Consider the following 23,394-nt stretch of genomic DNA (forward strand, 5'->3'; position numbering starts at 1 on the left):
AAAGTTTAAATGTCAGAATTAAGTAGCTATTCCATCAATCTTGATAATTTTACAGGTGGAATAGAGCTTTTTTTTGAATATGTTAACATGAATAGACATGTTTTAAAAACTTTAAGTTTAAATCAAATAATTGAAGAGTTCACAAATGTTTCAAGCGATCTTAATATAAGCATTAGGGGACTTATTGATTTTTTTTATCTTGCTAACAATTTGTTTTATTGGAAGACGCAAATTTTATTCCCATTAAAGCTTGAATACAAAGAAAAAGTAGGACGCAAAATTGTGGAAAGGTTAATAGATCATAGTAAGAATAGAGAAAATGAAAAATTACAATTAAATCAAATAAAGAATTTCAAATTTTATGACTCAAAAATGATTGAAGATTTTATTTTTGGTTATAGTGGTAATTTTGTTAAAAATATTAATGCTATTTCTAATGATAAAAATAAAAATTTAAAGAAAAAGTCTAGTGTATTGAAGGAAAAAGTTATTAATAAAAATTTATTGTGCAATAAAAAATTTAAGGCTGTTTGTAATAAATATGAATTGAAAATTTTTGAGAAAAAAATGAAAATTATTTCTATCTTAAATAAAGAGAGTAGTGTAATTTTTGAATCTTTTTTAGATTTTAATGCTGATAATTATTCTTTTGAAAGATTCTCTTATTTTTTAGTATCTCTTGAGTGTAAAATGCTTAATATTGTGAATTTAGGATATCTGAACAATAAATTAGTATTGTATCGGGGTTGTAAAATTAATGACTACACTTAAAACCCCCAGAGTTCAAGTGTTTTTAGCTGAAAAGGGAATAGGTTCAAGAAGATTTTGCGAGGATCTGATAAAAAATAAGCTTGTAAGGGTTAATGGTTCTATTGCTAAGCTTGGTTATAGGGTGGTTTTAGGGGATAGAATAGTTTATAAGAAACAAGTTTATGTTTTTACAGACTTTCAAAGTAAAATTTATTTGGCTCTTAACAAGCCTAAAAATTATTTATGTTCCAATTTTGATGTTAATGGAAGAAAGTTAGCAATATCTTTAGTACAGCCCTTGTTTAAAGAGCGTATATTTTCAATTGGTAGGCTTGATTTTAAAAGTTCTGGACTTTTATTATTCACTAATGATGGTAAATTTGCAAATGATATTATTCATCCAAGAGGAAAAGTTGAAAGAGAGTATATTATTGAATCAAAAAAAAATATTGATGAAAATTTGCTTATTTCTTTTAAGTCAGGTATAAAAATAAAAAAAGAATTTTTTAAATTAAAATCTTATGAAATTTTAAATAAAAATTCTGCTAGATTGATTTTAGATGAGGGAAAAAATAGGGAAATAAGAAAAGTGTTTTTAAGCAAAAATGTTTTTTTAAAAAAAATTCATAGAATTAGAATTGGCAATATTAATTTAGATAGTTTAAAGGAAGGTCAAGTAAAAATTGTTCCTTTAGTTAAGATAAATAGGTTAAGATCCAGACTGGAGAATTTAAATGATAATAGCAATTGATGGACCTTCGGCATCAGGAAAAAGTTCAATTGCAAGAGAGCTTGGTATAAGATTGGGCTATAAATTTATAAGCTCTGGTTATCTTTATAGAATAGTAACTTTAATTGCCCAAAGGTCTTCCATGAATAGCTGTGATTTTATCAGCGAGAATAGACTTTTGAATTTGATTCTTGAAAATGAGATAAGTTTTAACAATTTCAGCTTTTTGCTTAATGGAGAGAATGTTGAAAGTCAAATTTTAAACGATAAGATTGATTTTCAAGTTTCTTTTTATTCTTCTTATATTGGAATAAGAAATATTGTGAATAAAAAGTTAAGAGAGGTTGTTAAATTTAGCAATGATAATTATATAATAGAAGGTAGAGATATTACTACTGTTGTTTTTCCAGAATCTGAATTCAAAATATATCTTGATGCTTCTGTTAAAGTTCGAGCTTTGAGGCGATATAAGCAAAGAAATGGGAATGAGACTTTAGAAGAATTAGAGCGTACTCTAGAAATAAGAGATGATGTTGACAAGAGAAAACAATATGGTAAGTTAGAATTATCAAAAGGGGTTTTTTACCTTGATACAAGCTACAAAGGATTAGACGATGTATGTAATATTATAATAGAAAAGTTTAATTTGAAAAAAGTAAGAGAGAGGTGAGAATGGAAAATCAAAAAGATTTACAAGAAAATTATTTGAAAGTACTTGAAAGAGTAGAGCTTGGAAGTCGTGTTTCTGGTACTATTGTTAATATTATGAAGGATTATGTTCTAGTAGATATTGGGTATAAATCAGAAGGCTTTATCAAGATTGAAGAATTTGAAAATATTCCCAAAATTGGTGATAAACTTGAAGCAATTGTTGTAAGAATAGGTGGAGAATTAGGTCTGATTTTAAGCGTTGAAAAGCTTGAGTCTTTAAATTTTCAAGATAAAGTAAATGAATATATTCAAAATAAAAAAATAATCAAAGGTAAAGTTTTGGCTGAACTTTCAAATGGTTATAGGATTCAAATTAATGAAAATGTTTCTGGCTTTATGCCTTTTTATTTAAGCTCTAAATCAAAGGATGAGAAATTAAAAAGAGGTCTTATTGTTGAATTTTATATTCTTGAAGCAAGTGAAGCGGATGGTTTGAGACTTATTCTTGATAGGCGCACTTTAGAAAGAGAAAGAGAGCTTGCTAAGAAAATAGAGCTAGTAAGTTCTTACAATGAAGAAGATGTGGTTGATGGCGTAGTTGAGCGTATTACAGAATATGGTGCGATTGTAAAAATTAAAAATTTTGTTACAGGAATTTTACATAAAAGAAATATTGCCTTTAATCAAGTTGAAAATATTGAAGATTTTGTTAGAGTTGGTGATAAGTTAAAGTTAAAAATTATTAAAATAAATCCACAAACAGGCAAAATGGAATTATCCCTTAAAGCCTTAAAAGCAAATCCTTGGGATTCTGTAGATGCTAAATATAAAATTGATAGCATTGTAAAAGGGAAAGTTGTAAAAATTTTACCTTTTGGAGCTGTTGTTGAACTTGACAGTGAATTGTCAGGGTTTTTACATATAAGTAATTTTTCTTGGATAAGAGTAATAAAGAGTCCTCAAGAATTAATAAAGCTTGGTCAGATAGTAGAAGTTAAGATTTTAGAGATAGACAAAGAAAATCAAAAAATATCATTGGGTATTAAACAGATCAATGAAAATCCTTGGGATAGATTAAATGAGAAATATCCTATTGGAAAGGTTATCCAAGGTGTTGTTACTAATATTACAAAAACGGGTGCTTTTGTAAATATTGAAGAAGGTATAGATGCTTATGTGAGTAAGTTTGATATTTCTTGGCTTGAAGAGATTGATCCTGAAGAATATTTTAAGATAGGCGATTTAGTGAATGGGAAAGTACTTGAGGTTGACAGACGCAAGAGAAATGTTAGATTAGGAATTAAGCAGTTAGAAGAGAGCCCTTGGGAAGATTTTTCTAAAAGCTATAAAAAAGGCGATGCTATTGAGGTTGAGATTGTAGAAAAAAAATCAAAAGGCTTTCAGGTAAAAGTTTATAATAAAATAATGGGTTTTATTAGCAAAATTCAACTAGGAGATACAAAAGAATCTAGTTTGGAAACTTTTGAAAAATTAAACATTGGAGATAAGCTTAAAGTGGTAATAACAAGTATTGATTCTAAAGACAGATCGGTATTGCTTTCTTATAGGGAGTATGAAAATCAAAGATCAAGAGAAGAGATTTCTTCTTATTTATTTAAGGGCAATGATGAGGAATCTTATAAGCCATTTGAAAATTTGTTAAAGAGGGATGAATAATGGCTAAGAATGGTCTTTTAGTTTTTTTTATTGCGGTTATTTTTGTCTTTTTATCTATTGTTGTTTTTTATAATTCTTTAGGCAAAGATTATGTAAAGAGTGGTGGAGAAATAGTAGAAAATCTTGAAAAGGATTTAAATGACTATTTAAGAGAAAATGATGCTAAAGAGAGAGAAAAAATATCTTTTAAGATAAGTGAACTTATTTCAAAGGAAAAAGAAATTTCATCTTATTTTATTTCAAGGTTTTATTTAGCTAGAGCTATTTACTTGCAAAGTCAATCACAGTATGATGATGCTATTAAAGATTTGGATATTGTTATTAAGGCAAAAGGTATTGAAAGCGAAATTGCTTTTATTAATAAAGCTGCAGTTTATGAAAAAATGGGATTAAAAGAAGACGCTTTATTGGTTTATGAGGATCTTATTAATAGAACTAGTTTAGGGTTTTTAAAGGTGAGAGCTCTTTTGAGTAAGGCAGTATTGATAGAGGAAAAAGATAAAGACCTTGCTTTAAAAGTGTATGAGGAGATTATTAAGTTTCCTTATGAAAATAATTTATATATAAATATAGCAAATAATAAAATTTTAGAACTTAAGCAAAATTAATTTGTATTTTTTGAGGGAGGTTTTATAATTCTTTTTATCTTATATCTTGTATTTTGTCTAGGGTTTTTTGGGTGTGGTCTTGATAATATTTTAATACTTCCTTCGCCAGAAAAGATCGATAATCGAATTTCTAGAGATTCAGTAGCTTTTTTTTTGCCAGCAGATTATTTTTCTAATCAAGTAGCTGAGAAGCTAAGGGGTTTTGATATATATTACAAGTTTTATCCAGAAGGTGCTAATTATCATATAAGTAGTTTTCGAAAAAGTGTAGAAAAAGATTTTGAAGCCTTAAAGGGTGTTTTTGACAATGTTAGTGAATTTAATAATAGGGGATTTTATAAAATAAATTTAAGCTCTAATATTTATTCGGGCAAACCTGTTTTTAAATTAAATAAAGAGTGGGTCAATAACAAATTGTCCTTATATTTTGAAATAAATTTTGGAGAATTAAGAAAAGATGTTCCTGGTGAGGCTTTTATTATTGTAAGAAATGGAAATACTTCTTCATCTCCCGTGATTCTTGAGAAGCAAAACATATATAGATCCTACATTGACAAAGGGGAGTATATAGGTTTTTCAAAAGCTATTAAAAAGTCTAATTTTTTAGACAAAGACAAAAGACCAATCGATCTAAAGCATATAAATGACGATTTTTTTACAAGAGATATTGCTCCCAAATATAACTTGGCAATTTTTGTTATGGGTGTAGGCAGTATTGTTGACGATGCTTACACCGTTCTTATCGATCTTGGGGATTTATCGGGATTTAGTTTATCTGATTAGTTGGTTTTAAGGAGTAATTATGATGGTATTTTTTTCTCATTTGATTTTAACAAACATTGTTGTTTCTTTTTTAGTAAGCTTTTTTGTTATGTTTTTAAACATATTGAATTTTAAGTTTATAGTAGTTTATTTAATAAGTTTTTTAGGTGGTATTGTATTTTTATTTTTTATTCCTTTTTTCTATTCTGATTATTATGAAAGGCAAATAGATCTAGTTCTTTATTTATTTCCTATTTTAGGTTCAGTTGTTTTAATAAGTTTAATTAAATTCTCTGAAAGAAATAAGAACGATTTATAAAGAATGATTTTAAAAAGAACTAGGCATAGTTAGATATCAACTTAGCTTTTAATAATTTTTAATTAATGTGGTTTGTTATTAATTTTATTAAAGAGAAAGATGTTTGTTTTGACTTGGTGGACTTATTAATTGGATTATTTTATTATATTCTTATAAAAGAGAGTGTATAATTTCTCCGCTATGTGTTGTCATAGTGAGTAAAAGAGAAGGATAATAGGAGGTTGATTTGGCAATTATTACGATGAAGAGCTTATTGGAAGCTGGGGTACATTTTGGCCATCAGGTAAAAAGGCTTGATCCTAGAATGAAAAGATTTATTTTTTCCGAGAGGAATGAAATACATATTTTAGATCTTCAAAAGACTTTGCAAGGAATTAAAGATTCTTACGAGCTTGTTCAAAGCGTGATAAAGGATGGTAAAAAGGTGCTTTTTGTTGGAACCAAAAAGCAAGCTAGTGAGATAATTGAACAAGAAGCAAGAAGAAGTGATATGCCATATGTTAACAATAGATGGCTTGGGGGCATGCTTTCTAATTTTAATACAATTAGAAAATCTGTTCAAAAATTAAAAAAGCTAGAAAAGATGGAGGTTGATGGAACTTTTGATATGATAAGTAAGAAAGAGATTTCACAACTCAATCGTGAAAAATTAAAATTAGCTAAAAATTTAACAGGTATCAAAGACATGGAAACACTGCCGGGTGCTATTTTTATTATTGATCCTAAGCGAGAACAAATAGCTATTAATGAGGCTAGAAAATTAAAAATTCCTATTATTTCTGTGGTTGATACAAATTGTAATCCAGATGTTATTGATTGCCCAATCCCTGGCAATGATGATGCTATTCGTTCTGTTGCTTTGTTTACCAAAATAATATCTGATGCTATTTTGGAAAGTGATAAAGAGGTCGGTATTCAAATAATTGAAAATTTGAATGAAGAAGATTTGATGAAAGAAATTGAAATTAAAAATGATAAAAGTGATTCTATTGAAAAGGGGGAAAATAATTTATGATCATTATTAGTCCTCAAGATGTAAAAAAGCTTAGAGAAGAAACTAATGCTGGTTTTGGAGATTGTAAAAAAGCGTTGTCTTCTGCTGGTGGAGACTTTGAATTGGCTAAAAAAAAACTTAGAGAAATGGGAATTGCATCTGCTGAGAAAAGACTTGATCGAGATGCAAAAGAAGGCAGAGTATTCTCGTATTCAAGCAATATTCATGCTGGGCTTTTACTTGTTTCTTGTGAAACAGACTTTGTTGCTTTAAATCATAATTTTGTTAATTTGGGAAATTCTTTAATTAAAGAATTGGTAGAGAGCGGAAGAAATTCTTTAACTACTTCTCAAGAGTCAGAGCTTAAAAATTTAGCAGCTACTATAAAAGAAAATATTCAGGTTAAAAAAATTTTTATTACCGAAATTCAATCTAATGAATTTGTAAAAATTTATTTGCATGGTGAACAATCTAAGATAGGTGTTTTAGTTAAATTTAAAGTAGATGATTTTTCTAAAACTGAAGATAAAATGTTGCAAAATTTTGCTATGGATTTAGCGTTGCATGTGGCTGCGTTTGCTCCTATTTATTTGAGAAATGATGATGTTTGTCCAAATTATATTAAAGAGCAAGAAGAGATATTTGCTAAACAATTAGAATTTAGTGGTAAGTCAGAAAGCATAGTCAAAGGTATAGTTGCGGGAAAAATAAAAAAACATCTTGCTGAAATTTCTCTTCTTGAACAAAGTTTTGTCAAAAATGATAAAATCACCGTTAGGGAAATGTTGGAAGAAATTTCAAAAGCAATTTCAAGCAAGGTAGAAATAGTTGAGTTTAAATATTTAAGAATAGGGTAGATAATGATGTATTGCTTTTTATCAGCAAGGGGGAGTTTATATGGAAGATTATAAGGCTTTTCTAGATGAAAAGATGAGCAAGGTTCTTTTATCGCTTGATAATGAATATAAAACTTTAAGAACAGGCAGAATTAGTAGTAATATTTTTGATAAAATTTTTATTCAATACCATGGCCAAAGAACGCCTATAACTCAGGTGTCAAGTATTAGAATTCCTGAAGCAAGGCTTGTTGTTATTCAACCTTGGGATAAAAGTATCTTAAATAAGATAGAGCAAGCCATACTTAATTCTGACCTTTCTATGAACCCCTCAAGTGATGGTTCGGTTATTAGAATCAAGGTTCCAGCTTTAACTAGTGAAAGACGGCAAGATATTGTAAAGCATGCTAAAAAAATAGCGGAGGAACATAAAATTTCAACTAGAAATATACGACAGGATTTAAACAATAAGGTTAAAAAACAAGAAAAAGAATCAGAAATCACAGAGGATAGTTTAAAAAGAATTTTAGACGATATTCAGAAATCCACAGATATTTATATTAAAAAGATAGATACGATTTTAGAATCTAAAATTCAAGAAATAATGGAAGTTTAAAACCATGAATAAAAATTCTCTTCCAAGGCATGTTGGAATCATCATGGATGGCAATAGAAGATGGGCTTTAGGTAAGGGATTGTCCTTTTTGGAGGGTTATAAAGAAGGTCTTAAAAGAGCAAAAGAAATAGTTAAGCATTCTTTAAAGGTCGGTATCAAATATTTATCCCTTTATGTATTTTCTACTGAAAATTGGAAAAGGGATGATTGTGAAATAGAAAAGTTAATGTTTTTAATTGCTAGCTATTTGAGGGCTGAATTTAATTTTTATAAAAAAAATGGGATAAAAATAATAGTTTCAGGAGATATTGAGTCTTTAAGTGAAGAAGTGAAAAGTTCTATAAAAGATTCTACTAGTTTTTCTAAAAATTTTAGCAACCTTATTTTAAATTTAGCAATCAATTATGGGGGACGCAATGAAATACTTAGAGCTGTTAGAAAATTTGTTTCAAGCGATTTTGATTTAGAGTCTTTAGATGAGAATGCTTTTTCCAGTTTTTTGGATAATCCAGAATTGCCCGACCTTGATCTTTTAATACGTACAGGTGGAAATATTAGAATAAGTAATTTTTTCTTATGGAGGATCGCTTATTCTGAATTAATTTTTTCAAATGTTTTGTGGCCTGAATATTATGGCAATAGATATGGTAAGGATTTGGAATGTTTTCAATTTAGGATAAGAAATTTTGGGAGATGATTTGTTGAGTAAGTTTACTAGATTCACTTTTTTTGCAAGGTTAGGAACATTTTTATTTTTTGTTCCTTTAATTTTATTTTTAATATTTTTAGATTTTAAAAATTATTTATTTCTTAATGTTTTAATTTTTATATTTAGTGGTTTTGCTGCAAAAGAAGTTAATGATTTATTAAGATTTAAATCTTTAGGACTTTCAAGCTTATTATCTTTTTTTTTAGGGCTTGTGCCTCCAATTTTAACGTATATTCATTTTAATGTTTTTTATTTGGGCATGAATGTGGTATATTACTTAGTTATAGCGCTGGTGTTTAGCAATTGGATTGTTAATTTGGTGTTTATCAAAGAACATGAGATCGGAAATTTCCTGTCTCAAGCAACGTCAATACTTTTCATACTTATATATCCTGGTGCATTAATGTCTTTTATAGTTTCTATTACAACTTTACCCAAGGCACCATTTTTAATGTTAATACTTTTTGCTATGGTAAGTGGAAACGATACTTTTGCATATCTTTTTGGGTATTTTTTTGGTAAAAACAGTTATCGTCCCACTATTATTAGTCCAAATAAAACATTAATGGGGTTTTTTGGGGGCATTTTGTTTTCTGTCTTTACTGCTATATTTGCGGTAGTTTTTAGATTAATAAATTTAAGCTATGGAGAATCTATTATTTTAGGCATTTTGATTGGAGTTTTCACCATTATTGGTGATTTATTTGAATCTGGATTAAAAAGAAGTGCTGGAGTAAAAGATTCTGGGAAAATCATTCCTGGTAGAGGTGGGGCTCTTGATTCGATTGACTCTTTTCTTTTGACGGGTCCCATATTTTATTTATACTTATCTTAGTGATTTTTGGAGGAAATTATGTATATTCTTTTTAGTGTACTGGCGCTTAGTTTTATAATATTTATTCATGAGCTGGGTCACTTTTTATTTGCCAAACTTTTTAAAGTTAAGGTCGAAGCTTTTTCTGTGGGTATAGGTCCTAGCATATTAAAGTTTAAAATTAATAATACTGAGTACAGACTTTCTCCAATCCTTTTAGGGGGATATTGCAAACTTAAAGGATTTGATCATTTAGAAAAAGAACTCAAGGCAAATAAAGAATTAGAAGCGGATAAAGATTCTTTGTTTGGAATTTCACATTTCAAAAAAATTTTAATATATTTTGCAGGCCCTCTGTTTAATTTGATTTTTTCATTTATTGTTTTCATTTTTATAAGTATGATGGGTGTTATATATTTTGATAATCCTTCAAAGATTAATATTTTAAGTAAAAATTCTTTTTTGAAAGATAAATTTAGAGATGGTGATGTTATATTAAAGGTTAATAATAAAAAAATTGAATATTTCTCTGATTTGAAAAGTATTATTCCGGAGAAAAAGTCCACAGTTACATTTGATGTTTTAAGGGAAAAAGAAATTATTTCTTTTGAAAAGACTGTTAGTTTGCAAGATTTTTTAAAAGAAATTGGCCCTTGGATTGACCTTGTGGTATCAGATGTAGTTTTAAATTCCCCTGCTGAGATTGCGGGAATGAAATCGGGTGATCAAATAATTAGTATTGATAATATTCTTTTGAAAAATAAGAGAGACTTAGATGATTTGCTTAAGAATTTAAATTCAGATGTTGTGGAGATTAAGTTTGCTAGGAATGGAGAAATTTTTTCTTCAAAATTAGTATTTCAGGATAAAAATAAAATTATAGGTATATATTTTTCGCCACCTTTAAAAAGGATAATTAAAGTAGAGAATGTTTCAAGTGCTGTTAAAAATTCTTTTTTTAAGGTTGTAAGTGCTTTGCAAGATATTTTATATTCTATTTTTTTATTAATAACAAATTTTTTAAATACTTCTAAAAGTGTATCAGGTCCTGTTGGAATTGTAAGCATTCTCTCTTCATCATATTCTTTAGGGCTATTGTATTGGATTAATAGTATTTCTTTTTTAAGCTTGATTCTTGCTGGTATGAATTTGTTTTTTATTATAATACCTGTTTTTGATGGAGGGCAAATTTTCATAACCTTTATTGAACTTTTACGTGGGAAAAGATTTAAGGCTAAAACCATTTATTCTTTTTATAGCTTTGGTATTTTTTTGGCGCTGTTTCTTTTTGGCTTAGGCCTTTTTAATGATTTGAAGGGTATTTTGCATGTAGTTAATTAAAATTAGAAATATATTTTAGCATAAGCCAAAAGTGAGATATTGATGCTATTATTATCAATATATGAAATACATCATGCATTTTCATGTTAATTTTTGGATTAAATTTTTTACTTAAAATGTATACTATTCCGCCTATTGTATATACAATTCCACCAAAAACTAGCCAAAAAAATCCTCTTCCGTTAAGAGCCTTGTAAATAGGTTTAATTTTAAAAATTATAATCCAGCCCATGATTATAAATATAGATCCATTAAACCACCCAGGGCTATTTGTAAATATTGCTTTAAAAATGATTCCTATTATAGCTAGACCCCACACTATACATAAGATTATTAGTCCTGATTTATTTGGTACAAGAATTGCGCATGCAGGAGTATATGTTCCTGCTATTAGAATAAATATTGAAATATGATCAAATTTTCTAAATATTTTTTTTATCTTGCTTCCTTTCGGAAATATGTGGTAAAGAGTGCTCATTGCATATAATAGAGTCGTTGAAAATCCGTAAATAAAGAATACAAGCATATGTAAATCTTTTTTCTTAAGAGCTGATATTGTAATAAGAATTGTTGTTCCAATTATAGACAAAATAATTCCAAAAAGGTGGGATATAGAGCTGAAAAGTTCATTTTTTGGAATTTTACTTATGTTAACATCACTTAACGAGCAATTTTTAAGTTTGGTTTCTGTAAGCACAATATTGCCTCCGATTAATCTATTTCTATTTATTTATAAAATATATAATACATTACTTTAATTGTAAGTATTTCTCAAGAGTAAATTAAATCTTATATAATTTATTAAATTTTTATTATTTGGTTTGTTTCATAAGTAAAGTTTTTTTTTGCAAAAAAAGCTTTATAATAGATAGTGTTTGCTGGAATTAGCATTGGGAGAGGTTTAGCATGATTAATTTTATTAAAATATTTAACTTTACAAGTTTGCAAAAATTTTCTAAAGCACTACGAGTGCCTATTTCTATTTTACCAGTTTCATGTTTGTTGATTGGCGTTGGGTCTGTATTTTCAAATTCTTCTAGTATTGTGTACGTTGATAAATTTTTTTTTCAAGATATTTTAGGCCTAATGAAGGCTATAGGCAATGCTATTCTTCTCAATATGCCTTTAATTTTTTCCATTGGAATTTCTATTGGGGTTGCAAGAATGGGGCAAGGAACAGCTGCTTTAGCAGGTCTTATTGGTTATTTGACATTTAATATTACTGAAAATTATTTTATTAAGACTTTCTCAGGGCTTGTTGAAGCGGATGCAATGTCTTCTGTGGGGCGCATAAATTTTCTTGGTGTTCAAACTTTAAATACGGGAATTGCAGGATCTTTAGTGGTGGGGCTTGTAGTTGGTTATTTGCATAACAAATTTTATAATATAAAGCTTCCAAAGCCTTTTATCTTTTTTTCAGAGTGCCATTTTGTACCTGTAGTAATAATTATGCCTTTTTGCGTTATTTTGGCTATATTTTTTTGTTTGGTTTGGTCAAGTTTTGATAAATTAATCGCATCTTTAGGTATTTTTGTTTTTAGATTTGATTATTTAGGCAGTTTCCTTTATGGATTTTTAAATAGGTTGTTATTGCCTATGGGATTGCATTCTATTTTATCTTTTCCCTTTGAGTTTACTTCTCTAGGGGGCGTGGAGACGATTAATGGGGAGACATTTAGGGGTCTTAAGAATATATTTTATGCTCAGTTGTTAGATCCATCACTTGGTAAATTTTCATCAGGATTTGCTAAGATTAGTAGTGGATTTTATATCTCTATTATGTTTGGACTGCCTGGAGCGGCTTTAGGGGTTTATAAGGGAATTGTTCATGAAGATAAAAGTAAGGTTGCAGCGCTTCTTTTTTCTGGTGCTTTGACGGCTTTTTTGACAGGAATAACTGAGCCTTTAGAATTTTTATTTATTTTCACAGCGCCATTGCTTTATTTTGTGCATTCGATTTATTCGGGATTTGCATTGCTGCTTGCTAATTTTTTTGATGTTACGATTGGCAATACTTTTTCTACTGGGTTTTTAGATTTTTTTATGTTTGGAATACTTCAAGGTAATTCTAAGACAAATTGGATTAGTGTAGTACCTTTGGGAGTAATCTTTTTTACCCTTTATTATTTTACTTTTAGTTGGCTTTATAGATATTTTGATTTTCAGATATTTGTTGCAGATGATCCATTTTTTGAAGGTCAAGAAGGCAAACTGGAGAGCCTTGGGATTGCGCATCTTTTAATTCAAGGCCTTGGAGGATTTGACAATATTACAAAGATTGATGTTTGTTCTACAAGGTTGCATGTAGATGTTGTTAATACTGAGCTTGTTGATAATAATTTGCTTAAAGAGGCTGGAGCCCTAAAGATAGGGTTTATTAATGGTAGGGTGCAGCTTTTTTATGGATCTAATGCATATTATATTAAACAGGCCATTGATACCTATTCTCCAAAAAGTCTTTTTGAAGCTAGCGTTATGGTTGCGGTTGATAATGTAAAAAAGGGCTTTAAAACTTATGTTGATATGCAAGAAGATAAAAAACTTGAAAAACAAGGCAAGTTGGGGAAAGCCTATAAGCTTAGCGAATCAGAAGAAGATTAAGGGTTGAGATTATTTTTTAATTACTTTTTTTGCGTTATAAATAAAATTTTTCTTGTTGAAAAAAATTAATCTCTTTTATATACTAACTAATAACCTTTGTTGCAAATTTTGCAATGCGATAGACCATAAGGAGTTTTAATAATGATTAAAAGGTATGAGGCATGTTTTTTGTTTAAAAGTGAAGAGATTGAGTATAAAGGTTCTTTGGAAGAGGTTAAAAAATCTTTAGAGTTTTTTGGTGCAACTGATATTGTTAGTAATTTTATTGGGGAGAGAGCCTTAGAATATCCTATCAAAAAGCAAGTCAGAGGTCGTTACGAAATAATAGAATTTAGTATGGAAGGTAATAATTTAAAGGAGCTTGAATCAAGGCTTAAGTTAATTAAAAATTTGCTTAGGTATATGATTTTGGTCAAAATAGTTAGAAAGATCAATACTAAAAAAATTAAAAGAAGAAATTTTAGGGAATTTAGAGACAATATTGACAAAGACAAAGACAGTCTTAAGGGTGGTTTTAATAAAATTGAAACATCAGCGGACTCTGAAAACTCATATATTCAGGAAAAGTAAGAGGGTTTTTAATAATGGCTGATATTAATTCATTAGTATTATCTGGTAGACTTACAAGAGATTCTGAGCTTTCTTATACAGAAAGTGGCATGGCTGTTCTTAGGTTTTCTTTAGCTAATAACAGAAGAATGAAGAAAAATGATGAATGGATTGATTATCCACAATATTTTGATTGTGTTATCTTTTCAAAAAGAGCCGAAAGTCTTAATGATTATTTAAAAAAGGGTAAACAAGTTGTAGTAAGTGGGTCTCTTAAATATGAAAGCTGGCAAGATAGGAATACGGGTGATAAGAAAAGTAAGGTGAATATATTTGTAGATAATTTACAAATGTTTAGTTCAGGTTCTAATACTTTTCAAATGCAAGATTCAGATATTAATGGTTTGTCAAGTTATAAAAAAGAAGATGCAAGTAAAGATATTGATATTGTTGATGATACATTTAGCGAGGATATACCTTTTTAATGGAGTTTAAGTTTATGTATAAAGATAGAGATGTAAATCAAAAAGATTTAAGATTTGAAAATCAGCAGGATGGTTTCAAAAAAAATTCAAATTTCAGATTTTTTAAGAGAAAGTCATGTAAATTTTGTGATTCTGGCAAGCATCCTGATTATAAAGATTTTGATTTTCTTAAAAAGTTTATTACCGAGCAAGGTAAAATTTTACCTAAAAGAATTACTGGAACTTCTGCCAAGCATCAAAGGCGCTTGGCATTAGAAATTAAGCGGGCAAGATATATGGCCTTGTTGCCTTTTGTAAAAAAATAGTTGTTTGGGGTAGTTATGAAAGTTATATTAAAGGAAGATTTTATTAACCTTGGGAAAGAGGGAGATACTGTAGAAGTAAAAGATGGGTTTGCAAGAAATTATTTGCTACCCAAAGGTTTTGCAGTTTTTTCAAATAAACATAATGTTGAGATTTTTAATCAAAAAAGAAGATCGATATTAAAAAAGCAAGAGGCAAAAAAACAAATTGCCAATGATCTGAAATCTAAGCTTGATCTTGTTAAATTAGAATTTTTTATGAAATCCAATGATTCTGGAAAATTGTTTCATAGCATTAACAGTTTGAATATTGCTGATGAACTTTTTAAACTTGGTTTTGATATAGAGAGAAAAAAAATAGATATACATCATGGAACTTTAAAGACTTTTGGAACTTATGATGTGACAGTCAAGCTTTATGAAGGTATTAGTTCTATTATTAAAGTAGAGATAAAAAAAGAAAAAAAGCAAGAGGATAAAAAGCCTTTAAATAAAAAGTTAAATAAAGTAGATGAGTAAGCTAAAAGAGAAAGGGTAGAGGGTGTAGTTTGTGGCTTTAGCAGCTTTTTCTAATTCTGCACTTCTTTTTAATGATGGTGCGGAAAAAGCGGTAATTTCTAGTATATTTTATAATTCAGATAAGTTAGAGCAAATTGCTTTTCATGTGAGAGCCGATGATTTTTACAATGAGACCCACAAGTTGATTTTCAAAGCAATGGTTTCGCTTTATGAAAAAAGAGAGAATATCGACCCTATTACTGTTTTTGAAGAAGTGTCTAAGAATGTTTCAAAAACACAGCTTTTGGTTAAAAAAGATTTAATTAATTTACCAGATTATTTAGATTCACTTTCAGTTTATTTGCCAACAGATAGAACTATAAATGTTTATGCAAAAATTGTAAAAGAACAGAGTGTTCGTAGAAGTATTTTGAATGTTTCTAAAGAACTTAATGATTATATAAATGATTCTACTAAAACTATTAATGAGATTGTTGAAGAATCTCAACAAAAGATTCTTTCAATCGAGTTAGATTATTCTAGTAAAAATCTCTATCATGCTAAGGTTATTGCAGAACGTGTTCATAATGAGATATATGAACGTAGTATGAAAAAAAAGGAAGCAAATTTTGGCATTCCAAGTGGATTTAAAAAGGTCGACTCTCTTATTGGGGGTTTTAGAAATAGTGATTTTATTATAGTTGGTGCTCGCCCTAGTATTGGTAAAACAGCATTTGCTTTAAATATTGCGTCTGCTATAGCATTAAGAAAAGAAGGAAAGAAAAAAGTGGGATTTTTTTCCCTTGAAATGACAGCGGATGCTTTAATAAAAAGAATAATATCGTCTCAATCTTGTATTGATAGCTTTAAAGTTCAAAATAGTATTTTATCCGGACAAGAAATAAAATCATTAAATGATATTGTAAATGAGATTAGTGATTCTGAGCTTTATATTGAAGATACTCCCAATATTAGTTTGCTAACTTTAGCAACTCAAGCTAGAAAGCTTAAGCGATTTTATAGTATAGATATAATATTTGTTGATTATATCAGTTTGATTTCTTTTGAAACAAAAAATCTTCCAAGGCATGAACAAGTTGCCTCGATTAGCAAATCTCTCAAAGAGCTTGCTAGAGAGCTTGAGATTCCTATTGTTGCATTATCTCAGCTTACAAGAGATACAGAAGGGCGTGAACCTAATCTTGCTAGTCTACGGGAATCGGGAGCATTAGAGCAAGATGCTGATATTGTAATTTTACTTCATAGAGATAAAGATTTTAAATTTGAGTCTTCTGCTGAGATAGAACCAATAGAAACTAAGGTTATTGTCGCAAAACATAGAAATGGCCCTACAGGTAGGGCGGATATATTATTTTTACCACACATTACTAAGTTTGTTAACAAGGACCACCATTATTAATTTAATGTTGTTATTTAATGACCACTCCAATTCCTAAATAATTAAAGTTAATAGAATGTTTTTCTAATTTTTTTTCATCTAGGTTATAAGCCAGAGGAACATAACTGACTTTTGAGTATATTTTAAAAGTATACTCTGTGTTGTGGTATTTTAGCATTTTGAACAAAAATCCCAATTCATTTTCAATTCCAGCTTGAAGAATGTTATTTATTCTTATTGGTCTGAAGATGCTTTTAATATCTCGGTTATTTTGATTATAGGCAAAAAATAATCCCGAAATGATGTAAGGATTGAATGTTCTTTGGGGTAAAAATTCATACATGATCCCCGACGATAATCGATTTGTAAAACTATTAGTTTCATTATAATTGGTGTAATAATTTGTTGATAGTGAAAAGTAATGGTTGATGTTTTCAGTTATTTTATAAAATATTAAATTTCTTATTTTAAATGGGATCATAATATCAAATCCAAAATAAAAATTATTGCTTATAATATTAAATTCATTGTTCGGTTCTGATATTTTTGTGTGTTCTTCAGGTGTAATGATGATTCCAAATCCCCCAACACTTAAAAAATTTTCTTTGGTTGAAAAATTTTTAATATTTAAATTATTTGTTATGAAAAAATTTTTAGAGTAAAATTGGTAATTTATTCCAATTCCCGTTTCTGCTTCTTGTATTTTTGAATATGTTTTAAGGCTGTTAATTTGATTTTGAATTTGTGTGTAAAATTTTATATCAAATCCAATATTTTCATTTTTTAAGGTAATGCCAATACTATTTTTGATAAAATAATCTGCAAAATAAGATAAATCCATGTAATTTTCTAAATTTAAAAACCTCATGTAAGAATAATTTAGAGCAAAACTTAAAAATCCCCTGTAATTGTAGCTATCATAGCTTTTTATACTTGGAATTGGTCGGTGTTGATTTAAGATGAGGTGAATTATGCTTTGCATTAAGTGTCCTCCCCAGTCTCCAAATAATAAGTTTTTAATTCCAATCCCTAAGTCTATTTCTCCGAAATTTTTTCCATTAATTAGCAATAAAATTGGAAAGTAATACATAAAACCTATTTCAATTAAGTCTGTTCTACTAATTAAAGATTTTGGGGAGTCTTTATAGCCTCTAAAAGTTAACATGTGTGCTTCTATATTTACCATAAAATTGTATTTTGAAGTGTAAGTAAAAATTAGGGAACCACTTCTTGAATCATCAAAAAAATCGCTTAAAGAAAATCCAAATCCATCATTTAGTATTTCAAAATAATACTTGTCAATACCTTCATTTTTATATTGGATTGCATGATTATAAGAATAAGCTTTTAAAGTAGAAATTATAAGCATTATGAATATTATTTTTCTAAAGCGCATTATAAAATTATAACACTTTAGCTTTTTTATTAAGTAATTTAGGTTAAATAGTTTACTTTTTTTATTGAATAAACTTAGTTTTTACAGCTAGCTATTGTATAATTCAATGAAGCTTGCTAAGACTTTTAAGGAGTAGTTGTAATGAAAAAGGTAGCTATTATTGATGGACTTAGAACACCTAATGCCAAATTTGGGGGTTCTTTTAAATTTTTAGATATTATTGATGAATCTTCAAAAGTTGTTAAAGCTTTACTTGGAAGAAACAAGTTATGTAAAGTGGATGAGGTCATTATTGGGAATGTAATATCTGCGGGACTTGGTCAAAATGTTGCAAGGCAAATTACTTTAAAGTCTGGTTTGGGCGATAGTGTGCCTGCATTTAGTGTTAACAAAGTTTGTGGTTCTGGCCTTAAGGCTTTAGAGCTTGCATTTAATTCTATTATTCTTGGAGACAATGATATTGTTTTAGCTGGAGGGGTGGAAGATTTGACCAATTCTCCTTATTTATTGCCCAAAAAGATTAGATTTGATGGACTTAAATTTGGTAATTTTGGGCTTGAAGATTCAATCCAAAAAGATGCCTTAATAGATTCTTTAAATTTTATTTCCATGGGACTTACAGCTGAAAATCTTTCAGAAAAATATAAAATAACAAGAGAGATGCAAGATGTATTTGCATATAACTCTCATATAAAGGCATTAAAGGCAAGAGAACTTGGATATTTTGAAGATGAAATTTATCCCCTAACTGTTTTTGATAAAAAGACTAATTCTAGCAGGGTTGTCTCAAGTGATGAAGAAATAAGAGATAATTTAACTCTAAATAAGCTGGCATCCCTTAATCCTGTTTTTAAAGAATCAGGCACAATAACCGCGGGAAATTCTTCTAGTTTAAATGATGGGGCTTGTTTTTTGATTTTGGCAAGTGAGGAGAAAGTAAAAAGCTTAGAGCTAAAGCCATTAGCTTATATTGGAGGATTTAAAAGTGTGGGACTTGATCCGCTTTATATGGGTTTTGGAGCTTATGTTGCTATTGAGGGTATTATTAATAAATTAAGTTTAAATCCTAGCGAAATAGATTTGATTGAGGTGAATGAGGCATTTGCATCTCAAGCATTAAGTGTTGAAAATGCCTTGTTTAAAAAATACAATATAGCTAGCGATATTATTAATATAAATGGCGGAGCTATTGCTTTGGGGCATCCATTTGCAGTTAGTGGTGCAAGAATTTTATTAACACTTTCTCGTTCTATGAAAATGAAAAATAAAACAAAAGGAATAGCATCTGTTTGTATTGGTGGCGGGCAAGGAATTTCTAGTTTTTTGTATAGATGAAAATGTTTTATTAACTAGATTTAAATGTAAAATTTTGTTAAATTAGTGTGTAAGTGATTCTTTAATAGAGGTTATGTTATGAAGAGTTTTTTATTTTGGGTAATATTAGGAACTGTAGGGATTAACTCTTATGCTCAAAATACTCCCGTTGCTATTATTAATTTATATAAAAATGAAATTATTACTAAAACCGGTTTTGATTCTAAAGTTAATCTATTTAAAAAGACTCAAGGACGAGATTTGACTGTTGCTGAGAAAAAGCAAGTTTTGCAAGTTTTAATAGCAGATGTTCTTTTTAGTCAAGAGGCTTCAAAACAAGGAATTCAAATTTCAGATGATGAGGTTATGCAAACAATTAGAACCCAATTTGGACTTGTAAATCTTACTGATGAGCAAATAAAGCAGATGATAGAAAAACAAGGTACAAATTGGGGGGAGCTTTTATCTTCAATGAAAAGATCTTTGTCTTCTCAAAAACTTGTTTTAAAGCAAGCTCAGCCTAAGTTTTCTGAAGTCAAAACTCCTAGTGAGAAGGAAATTGTTGAGTATTATGAGGCCAATAAAACTAAATTTGTAAATCCTGATATTTCAAGAGTTAGTCATGTATTTTTTTCTACTAAAGATAAAAAAAGGTCAGATGTTTTAGATCAAGCAAAAAATATTTTAAGCCAAATAAGATCAAAAAAAATTACTTTTGAAGAAGCTGTAAGAAAATATTCAAATGATGAATCTTCTAAAGCCAAAAATGGAGATCTTGGGTTTTTATCGAGGGGCGATCAAAATGCTCAAAATCTTCTTGGGGCTGATTTTGTAAAAGAGGTTTTTAATTTTAATAAGGGAGATATATCTTCGCCCATTGCTTCAAAGGAAGGATTTCATATTATTAAAGTTACAGAAAAATATGCTCAGAGATTTTTAGGCTTGAATGATAAAGTATCGCCTACTACAGATTTGATTGTTAAGGATGCAATAAGAAATAACATGATTAATGTTCAACAACAGCAAATTGTTGTTCAAGTGCAACAAGATGTGTATGGTAAGCTTAATAAGTCTGCAAATATACAAATTTTGGATTCCAGTTTAAAATAAAACATATTTTTATTTAGATAATTTTTTGGGTATGGACTTAATGCATGAAGTTAGAGTTTTGGCTTTTCAAAAGATTTATAGTATTGATATTAATCAAAGCGCAATGGACGACATTTTTGATATTTTTAATATTGAGGATAAAGGATTAGATATAGAAAATGAATCTATTAAATCGTTGTATTCTTCTTTGGTAAATGGTACCTTTAATAATTTAGAACATATTGATAACTTGATTAGAGATATTTCTTTGAATTGGTCCTTAGATAGAATGGATAAGGTTGATCTTGCAATACTTAGAATGGGTGTTTATTCTTTGAAGTTCCAAAATTTCGAAAATTCAAAGCGTGATGTAATTGATGAGGCAATTTTGATTGCCAAGAAATATGGCAGTAAAAACTCTTACAAATTTATAAATGGTATACTTGATGCTTTATTGAAAAATATGGAGAATTGTATTGAAAAAAAATAAAACTTTAGTGTTCGTTTTATTATTCTTATTAACGTGTTTTTTAGGTGGTTTTTATTTCTATTTCAATCCCAATATTTTATATTTTTTTAAAGGCGAAAAAGATTTTAGCAAGCTTATTGTAGAAATTGATTTTTATATTGATAGAAAAAAATTTGCTGGTGCTAAAAAAGCAATACAATTTTCATCATATTACGCCAATACTGAATTTAAATGGCTAGCTCTTATTAAAAGAAGTAAGGTTTGGGCTTTATATACGGGCGACTTTAGTCTTATGGGGGATATAGTAAATCTTAGTGTTAAAGCTTTGCCGGGTAATTTGAAGCTTAGAGCTTTAGAAGTTTATTCTAAACTTAAAGTTGGGTCTTTAAAAGAAGCTTACAGAATTGCAAATAACTATCTTTTAGATAGTGAAGAGTATCGGGGTCTTTATAATGAAGTTTTTATTAAAAATTTAAGTGTAGATAATCAGATTGTAGATTTTAACAAATTTATTGATAAAATCTATAGAGAAAAGGATGCTAGTATTTTTGAAGAGATCGGTTTAAATCTTAAAAATAATGCATTTTTAGTAAATGCAATGCTTTTGTATATAGAGAAAAAAAACATGGAGGCTGCCAAGCGTATACTTTCTAAAATTAAAGAAGACAAAAACTTTTTCAAAGAGCTTGCATATATTTCTTACAATCTTAACGATTTAGATTTTACAATTTCAAATCTTAAGTTTATTGAAAATGGAAATGACCCCACTTTACTTTTTTTACTTGCTGATGCTTATTTTAAAAAGGGAGATGTTAAGAATGCTAAAAATGAATATTTAAAGCTTTATACAAAATTTCCTGATTATAATGTTCTTGTTTATTTAAATCTTGCACTTATAGCTAATAATGAAAATGATTTTAAAAGAGCAATTTCTTATTTGAATAAGGCTAATGAGGTATTTAAAGGCAATAAGATAATAAATTATTATTTAGCAAACATCTACTTTAGAATTAAAAATTATTCTAAAGCTAATGAAATTATAGCTAATTACAAAGAAGACCCTTTATTTTTTAAAATTTATTTTGCATTGAATTATGCAAATTCTGAGTATGAGGCAAAAAAGTCTTATTTGTGGCGAATATTTTATAAAACAGAGTACAATTCTAATATTGCTCAATTTTTGGCTTGGAATTTGCTGCTTTATTCAGATTTAAAGGACTTGGATTTATTTTTTAGAATTTATGGTTTTTCTGAAAATAAGCAAGATTGGTATGATTTTTATAAATTTTATTATTATTTTCTTAAAAGAGATTTTATTAGTGCAAAAAAGGTAATTCTTGACAATAAAGCTCAAAAATATATGTTTGGAAGTTATTATAATCTTGGAGTTTTGAGTTTTTCTGAGAAAAATTATAAAGAAGCAGAAAGGTATTTTAATGAAGGCATATCTTTATTACCTAGCAGTTTTTATGATAAAGATGCTAGTACTGATTATGAGCTTGAATTTGTATCAAAAATCTACTTAAAACAAGGCATTAATTATCTTTATTTGGGTAAAATGGAAGAAGGCAAAGGGGCTATTTTAGCTTCTTATTCTTTTTACGAAACTGATGAGGGAAGACTTTATAAAAATATGATAGATACACTTAGAGAAAGGAAGTTGAATTTTGACTAAACTGAGATTGAAATCTAAAGATGAGATTAAAAAAATAAAAGCTTCAGCTAGTTTGTTAGCGCTTACTTTGTTAGAAGTCGAAAGAAATATTGTCCCTGGTATTAGCACCAAGGAACTTGATTTAATAGCCTATGACTTTATTATTAAAAATAGAGCCAAGCCCGCTTTTAAAGGATATCATGGGTTTAAGGGCACTATTTGTGCGTCTGTTAATGAAGAGGTTATTCACGGTATTCCTGGGAAAAGAAAGTTAGCTGATGGAGATATTGTTAGCATTGATTGTGGGGTTATTCTTGATGGGTTTTATAGCGATATGGCAAAGACTTTTAAAGTGGGAAGTGTGGATTCTAGTATCGACAAACTTTTAGAAGTTACAAATACTGCTCTTTACAAAGGTATTGCTGAGATGAAAGTGGGAAATAGAATTTTAAATATATCAAAAGCAATAGAGGAATATATAAAACCATTTGGTTTTGGAATAGTTAGAGAATATACGGGGCATGGTGTTGGATTTCAACTTCATGAAGAACCAAGTGTTCCCAATTATTATGCCCCTTTTTTTAAAAATATTAGAATTCAAGAAGGTATGGTTTTGGCTATTGAGCCTATGGTAAACTTAAAAGGGCATAAAGTTTCAATAAGAAGTGATGGTTGGACTGTTTTTGCATCTGATCTTAGTTATTCTGCACATTTTGAACACACTGTTGCTGTTGTTGATGGATTGCCTGTAATTTTAAGTGAAGTTTAAATTTTAAGTTAATCAAATATTAAAATTTTGTTTATAAAATTAAGTAATTATGTGGAGGTTAT

26 protein-coding genes are annotated in these 23,394 nt (G+C 28.7%); 24 read left to right on the forward strand and 2 right to left on the reverse strand.

The genetic code is table 11. The features are described 5' to 3' along the window. The first annotated feature begins 9 nt into the window (after nt 1-9). The 13 genes from HNP68_RS03630 (at nt 10) to rseP (ending at nt 10,807) form a co-directional block, all read left to right on the forward strand. On the forward strand, nt 10-771 hold the full coding sequence (locus HNP68_RS03630) for a hypothetical protein (RefSeq protein ID WP_183220565.1): 762 nt from the start codon (nt 10-12) through the stop codon (nt 769-771). Then, nucleotides 758-1,501 carry a pseudouridine synthase gene (locus HNP68_RS03635; RefSeq protein ID WP_183220567.1) on the forward strand — a complete coding sequence of 248 codons (744 nt, stop codon included), beginning with the start codon at nt 758-760 and terminating at the stop codon, nt 1,499-1,501. Before HNP68_RS03630 ends, HNP68_RS03635 begins: the two co-directional genes overlap by 14 nt. Beyond that, nucleotides 1,485-2,150 (forward strand): (d)CMP kinase, encoded by a 666-nt coding sequence (gene cmk, locus HNP68_RS03640; RefSeq protein ID WP_183220569.1) that lies wholly within the window; start codon nt 1,485-1,487, stop codon nt 2,148-2,150. Before HNP68_RS03635 ends, cmk begins: the two co-directional genes overlap by 17 nt. Before the next feature lie 2 nt (nt 2,151-2,152). Beyond that, nucleotides 2,153-3,808 carry a 30S ribosomal protein S1 gene (locus HNP68_RS03645; protein ID WP_183220571.1) on the forward strand — a complete coding sequence of 552 codons (1,656 nt, stop codon included), beginning with the start codon at nt 2,153-2,155 and terminating at the stop codon, nt 3,806-3,808. Further along, nucleotides 3,808-4,416 carry a tetratricopeptide repeat protein gene (locus HNP68_RS03650; protein ID WP_183220572.1) on the forward strand — a complete coding sequence of 203 codons (609 nt, stop codon included), beginning with the start codon at nt 3,808-3,810 and terminating at the stop codon, nt 4,414-4,416. The genes HNP68_RS03645 and HNP68_RS03650 overlap by 1 nt, the downstream gene beginning before the upstream one ends. A gap of 87 nt (nt 4,417-4,503) precedes the next feature. After that, the gene (locus HNP68_RS03655; RefSeq protein WP_183220820.1) at nt 4,504-5,199 is read left to right on the forward strand and encodes a hypothetical protein; all 696 of its coding nucleotides are present in this window, start codon (nt 4,504-4,506) and stop codon (nt 5,197-5,199) included. A gap of 19 nt (nt 5,200-5,218) precedes the next feature. Continuing rightward, nucleotides 5,219-5,497, forward strand: coding sequence for a hypothetical protein (locus HNP68_RS03660; RefSeq protein WP_183220574.1), 279 nt, complete (start codon nt 5,219-5,221; stop codon nt 5,495-5,497). Nucleotides 5,498-5,723: 226 nt separating this feature from the next. Next, on the forward strand, nt 5,724-6,512 hold the full coding sequence (gene rpsB, locus HNP68_RS03665) for a 30S ribosomal protein S2 (RefSeq protein WP_183220576.1): 789 nt from the start codon (nt 5,724-5,726) through the stop codon (nt 6,510-6,512). Beyond that, complete coding sequence (gene tsf, locus HNP68_RS03670; protein ID WP_183220822.1) at nt 6,512-7,348, forward strand: translation elongation factor Ts; 837 nt, start codon at nt 6,512-6,514, stop codon at nt 7,346-7,348. The genes rpsB and tsf overlap by 1 nt, the downstream gene beginning before the upstream one ends. Before the next feature lie 40 nt (nt 7,349-7,388). Then, nucleotides 7,389-7,943, forward strand: a complete 555-nt coding sequence (gene frr, locus HNP68_RS03675; RefSeq protein ID WP_006068344.1) for a ribosome recycling factor — start codon at nt 7,389-7,391, stop codon at nt 7,941-7,943. A gap of 4 nt (nt 7,944-7,947) precedes the next feature. After that, on the forward strand, nt 7,948-8,640 hold the full coding sequence (uppS, locus tag HNP68_RS03680; RefSeq protein ID WP_183220578.1) for a polyprenyl diphosphate synthase: 693 nt from the start codon (nt 7,948-7,950) through the stop codon (nt 8,638-8,640). After that, on the forward strand, nt 8,630-9,487 hold the full coding sequence (locus HNP68_RS03685; protein WP_183220580.1) for a phosphatidate cytidylyltransferase: 858 nt from the start codon (nt 8,630-8,632) through the stop codon (nt 9,485-9,487). The genes uppS and HNP68_RS03685 overlap by 11 nt, the downstream gene beginning before the upstream one ends. Before the next feature lie 18 nt (nt 9,488-9,505). Further along, entirely contained in the window at nt 9,506-10,807 is a 1,302-nt protein-coding gene (gene rseP / locus HNP68_RS03690) for an RIP metalloprotease RseP (RefSeq protein ID WP_183220582.1), read from the forward strand. Here the strand turns inward: rseP and trhA are convergent. After that, entirely contained in the window at nt 10,800-11,504 is a 705-nt protein-coding gene (gene trhA / locus HNP68_RS03695) for a PAQR family membrane homeostasis protein TrhA (protein ID WP_183220584.1), read from the reverse strand. The genes rseP and trhA overlap by 8 nt on opposite strands. Before the next feature lie 209 nt (nt 11,505-11,713). Here trhA and HNP68_RS03700 point away from each other — a divergent pair, with 209 nt between their 5' ends. From HNP68_RS03700 to dnaB, 6 genes are all read left to right on the forward strand, one after another. Then, nucleotides 11,714-13,408, forward strand: a complete 1,695-nt coding sequence (locus tag HNP68_RS03700; protein WP_183220587.1) for a PTS transporter subunit EIIC — start codon at nt 11,714-11,716, stop codon at nt 13,406-13,408. A 141-nt stretch (nt 13,409-13,549) separates the two neighbouring features. Next, the gene (gene rpsF / locus HNP68_RS03705; RefSeq protein WP_183220589.1) at nt 13,550-13,978 is read left to right on the forward strand and encodes a 30S ribosomal protein S6; all 429 of its coding nucleotides are present in this window, start codon (nt 13,550-13,552) and stop codon (nt 13,976-13,978) included. A 14-nt stretch (nt 13,979-13,992) separates the two neighbouring features. Then, nucleotides 13,993-14,442: a single-stranded DNA-binding protein gene (locus tag HNP68_RS03710; RefSeq protein ID WP_183220590.1), complete on the forward strand. Its 450-nt coding sequence runs from the start codon at nt 13,993-13,995 to the stop codon at nt 14,440-14,442. A 14-nt stretch (nt 14,443-14,456) separates the two neighbouring features. After that, nucleotides 14,457-14,747, forward strand: a complete 291-nt coding sequence (gene rpsR / locus HNP68_RS03715) for a 30S ribosomal protein S18 (protein WP_183220592.1) — start codon at nt 14,457-14,459, stop codon at nt 14,745-14,747. 15 nt (nt 14,748-14,762) lie between these two features. Further along, on the forward strand, nt 14,763-15,263 hold the full coding sequence (gene rplI, locus HNP68_RS03720; protein WP_183220594.1) for a 50S ribosomal protein L9: 501 nt from the start codon (nt 14,763-14,765) through the stop codon (nt 15,261-15,263). Nucleotides 15,264-15,294: 31 nt separating this feature from the next. Then, nucleotides 15,295-16,662 carry a replicative DNA helicase gene (gene dnaB / locus HNP68_RS03725; protein WP_183220596.1) on the forward strand — a complete coding sequence of 456 codons (1,368 nt, stop codon included), beginning with the start codon at nt 15,295-15,297 and terminating at the stop codon, nt 16,660-16,662. A gap of 10 nt (nt 16,663-16,672) precedes the next feature. Here the strand turns inward: dnaB and HNP68_RS03730 are convergent, their stop codons facing one another. Then, nucleotides 16,673-18,037, reverse strand: a complete 1,365-nt coding sequence (locus tag HNP68_RS03730; protein WP_183220598.1) for a hypothetical protein — start codon at nt 18,035-18,037, stop codon at nt 16,673-16,675. Nucleotides 18,038-18,178: 141 nt separating this feature from the next. Here HNP68_RS03730 and HNP68_RS03735 point away from each other — a divergent pair, with 141 nt between their 5' ends. The 5 genes from HNP68_RS03735 (at nt 18,179) to map (ending at nt 23,332) form a co-directional block, all read left to right on the forward strand. Continuing rightward, a complete protein-coding gene (locus HNP68_RS03735) occupies nt 18,179-19,372 on the forward strand; it encodes an acetyl-CoA C-acyltransferase (RefSeq protein ID WP_183220600.1) in 1,194 nt (397 codons plus the stop codon). Between the two features lie 78 nt (nt 19,373-19,450). Beyond that, nucleotides 19,451-20,461 carry a peptidylprolyl isomerase gene (locus HNP68_RS03740; RefSeq protein WP_183220602.1) on the forward strand — a complete coding sequence of 337 codons (1,011 nt, stop codon included), beginning with the start codon at nt 19,451-19,453 and terminating at the stop codon, nt 20,459-20,461. Between the two features lie 40 nt (nt 20,462-20,501). Then, complete coding sequence (gene nusB / locus HNP68_RS03745) at nt 20,502-20,930, forward strand: transcription antitermination factor NusB (RefSeq protein WP_183220825.1); 429 nt, start codon at nt 20,502-20,504, stop codon at nt 20,928-20,930. Further along, nucleotides 20,917-22,584, forward strand: coding sequence for a tetratricopeptide repeat protein (locus HNP68_RS03750; protein ID WP_183220604.1), 1,668 nt, complete (start codon nt 20,917-20,919; stop codon nt 22,582-22,584). The genes nusB and HNP68_RS03750 overlap by 14 nt, the downstream gene beginning before the upstream one ends. Beyond that, nucleotides 22,577-23,332 (forward strand): type I methionyl aminopeptidase, encoded by a 756-nt coding sequence (map, locus tag HNP68_RS03755; protein ID WP_183220606.1) that lies wholly within the window; start codon nt 22,577-22,579, stop codon nt 23,330-23,332. Before HNP68_RS03750 ends, map begins: the two co-directional genes overlap by 8 nt. The last annotated feature ends 62 nt before the right edge of the window (nt 23,333-23,394 follow it).

Origin of the sequence: Borreliella yangtzensis (assembly GCF_014201775.1) — a bacterium.
Lineage (GTDB): Bacteria > Spirochaetota > Spirochaetia > Borreliales > Borreliaceae > Borreliella > Borreliella yangtzensis.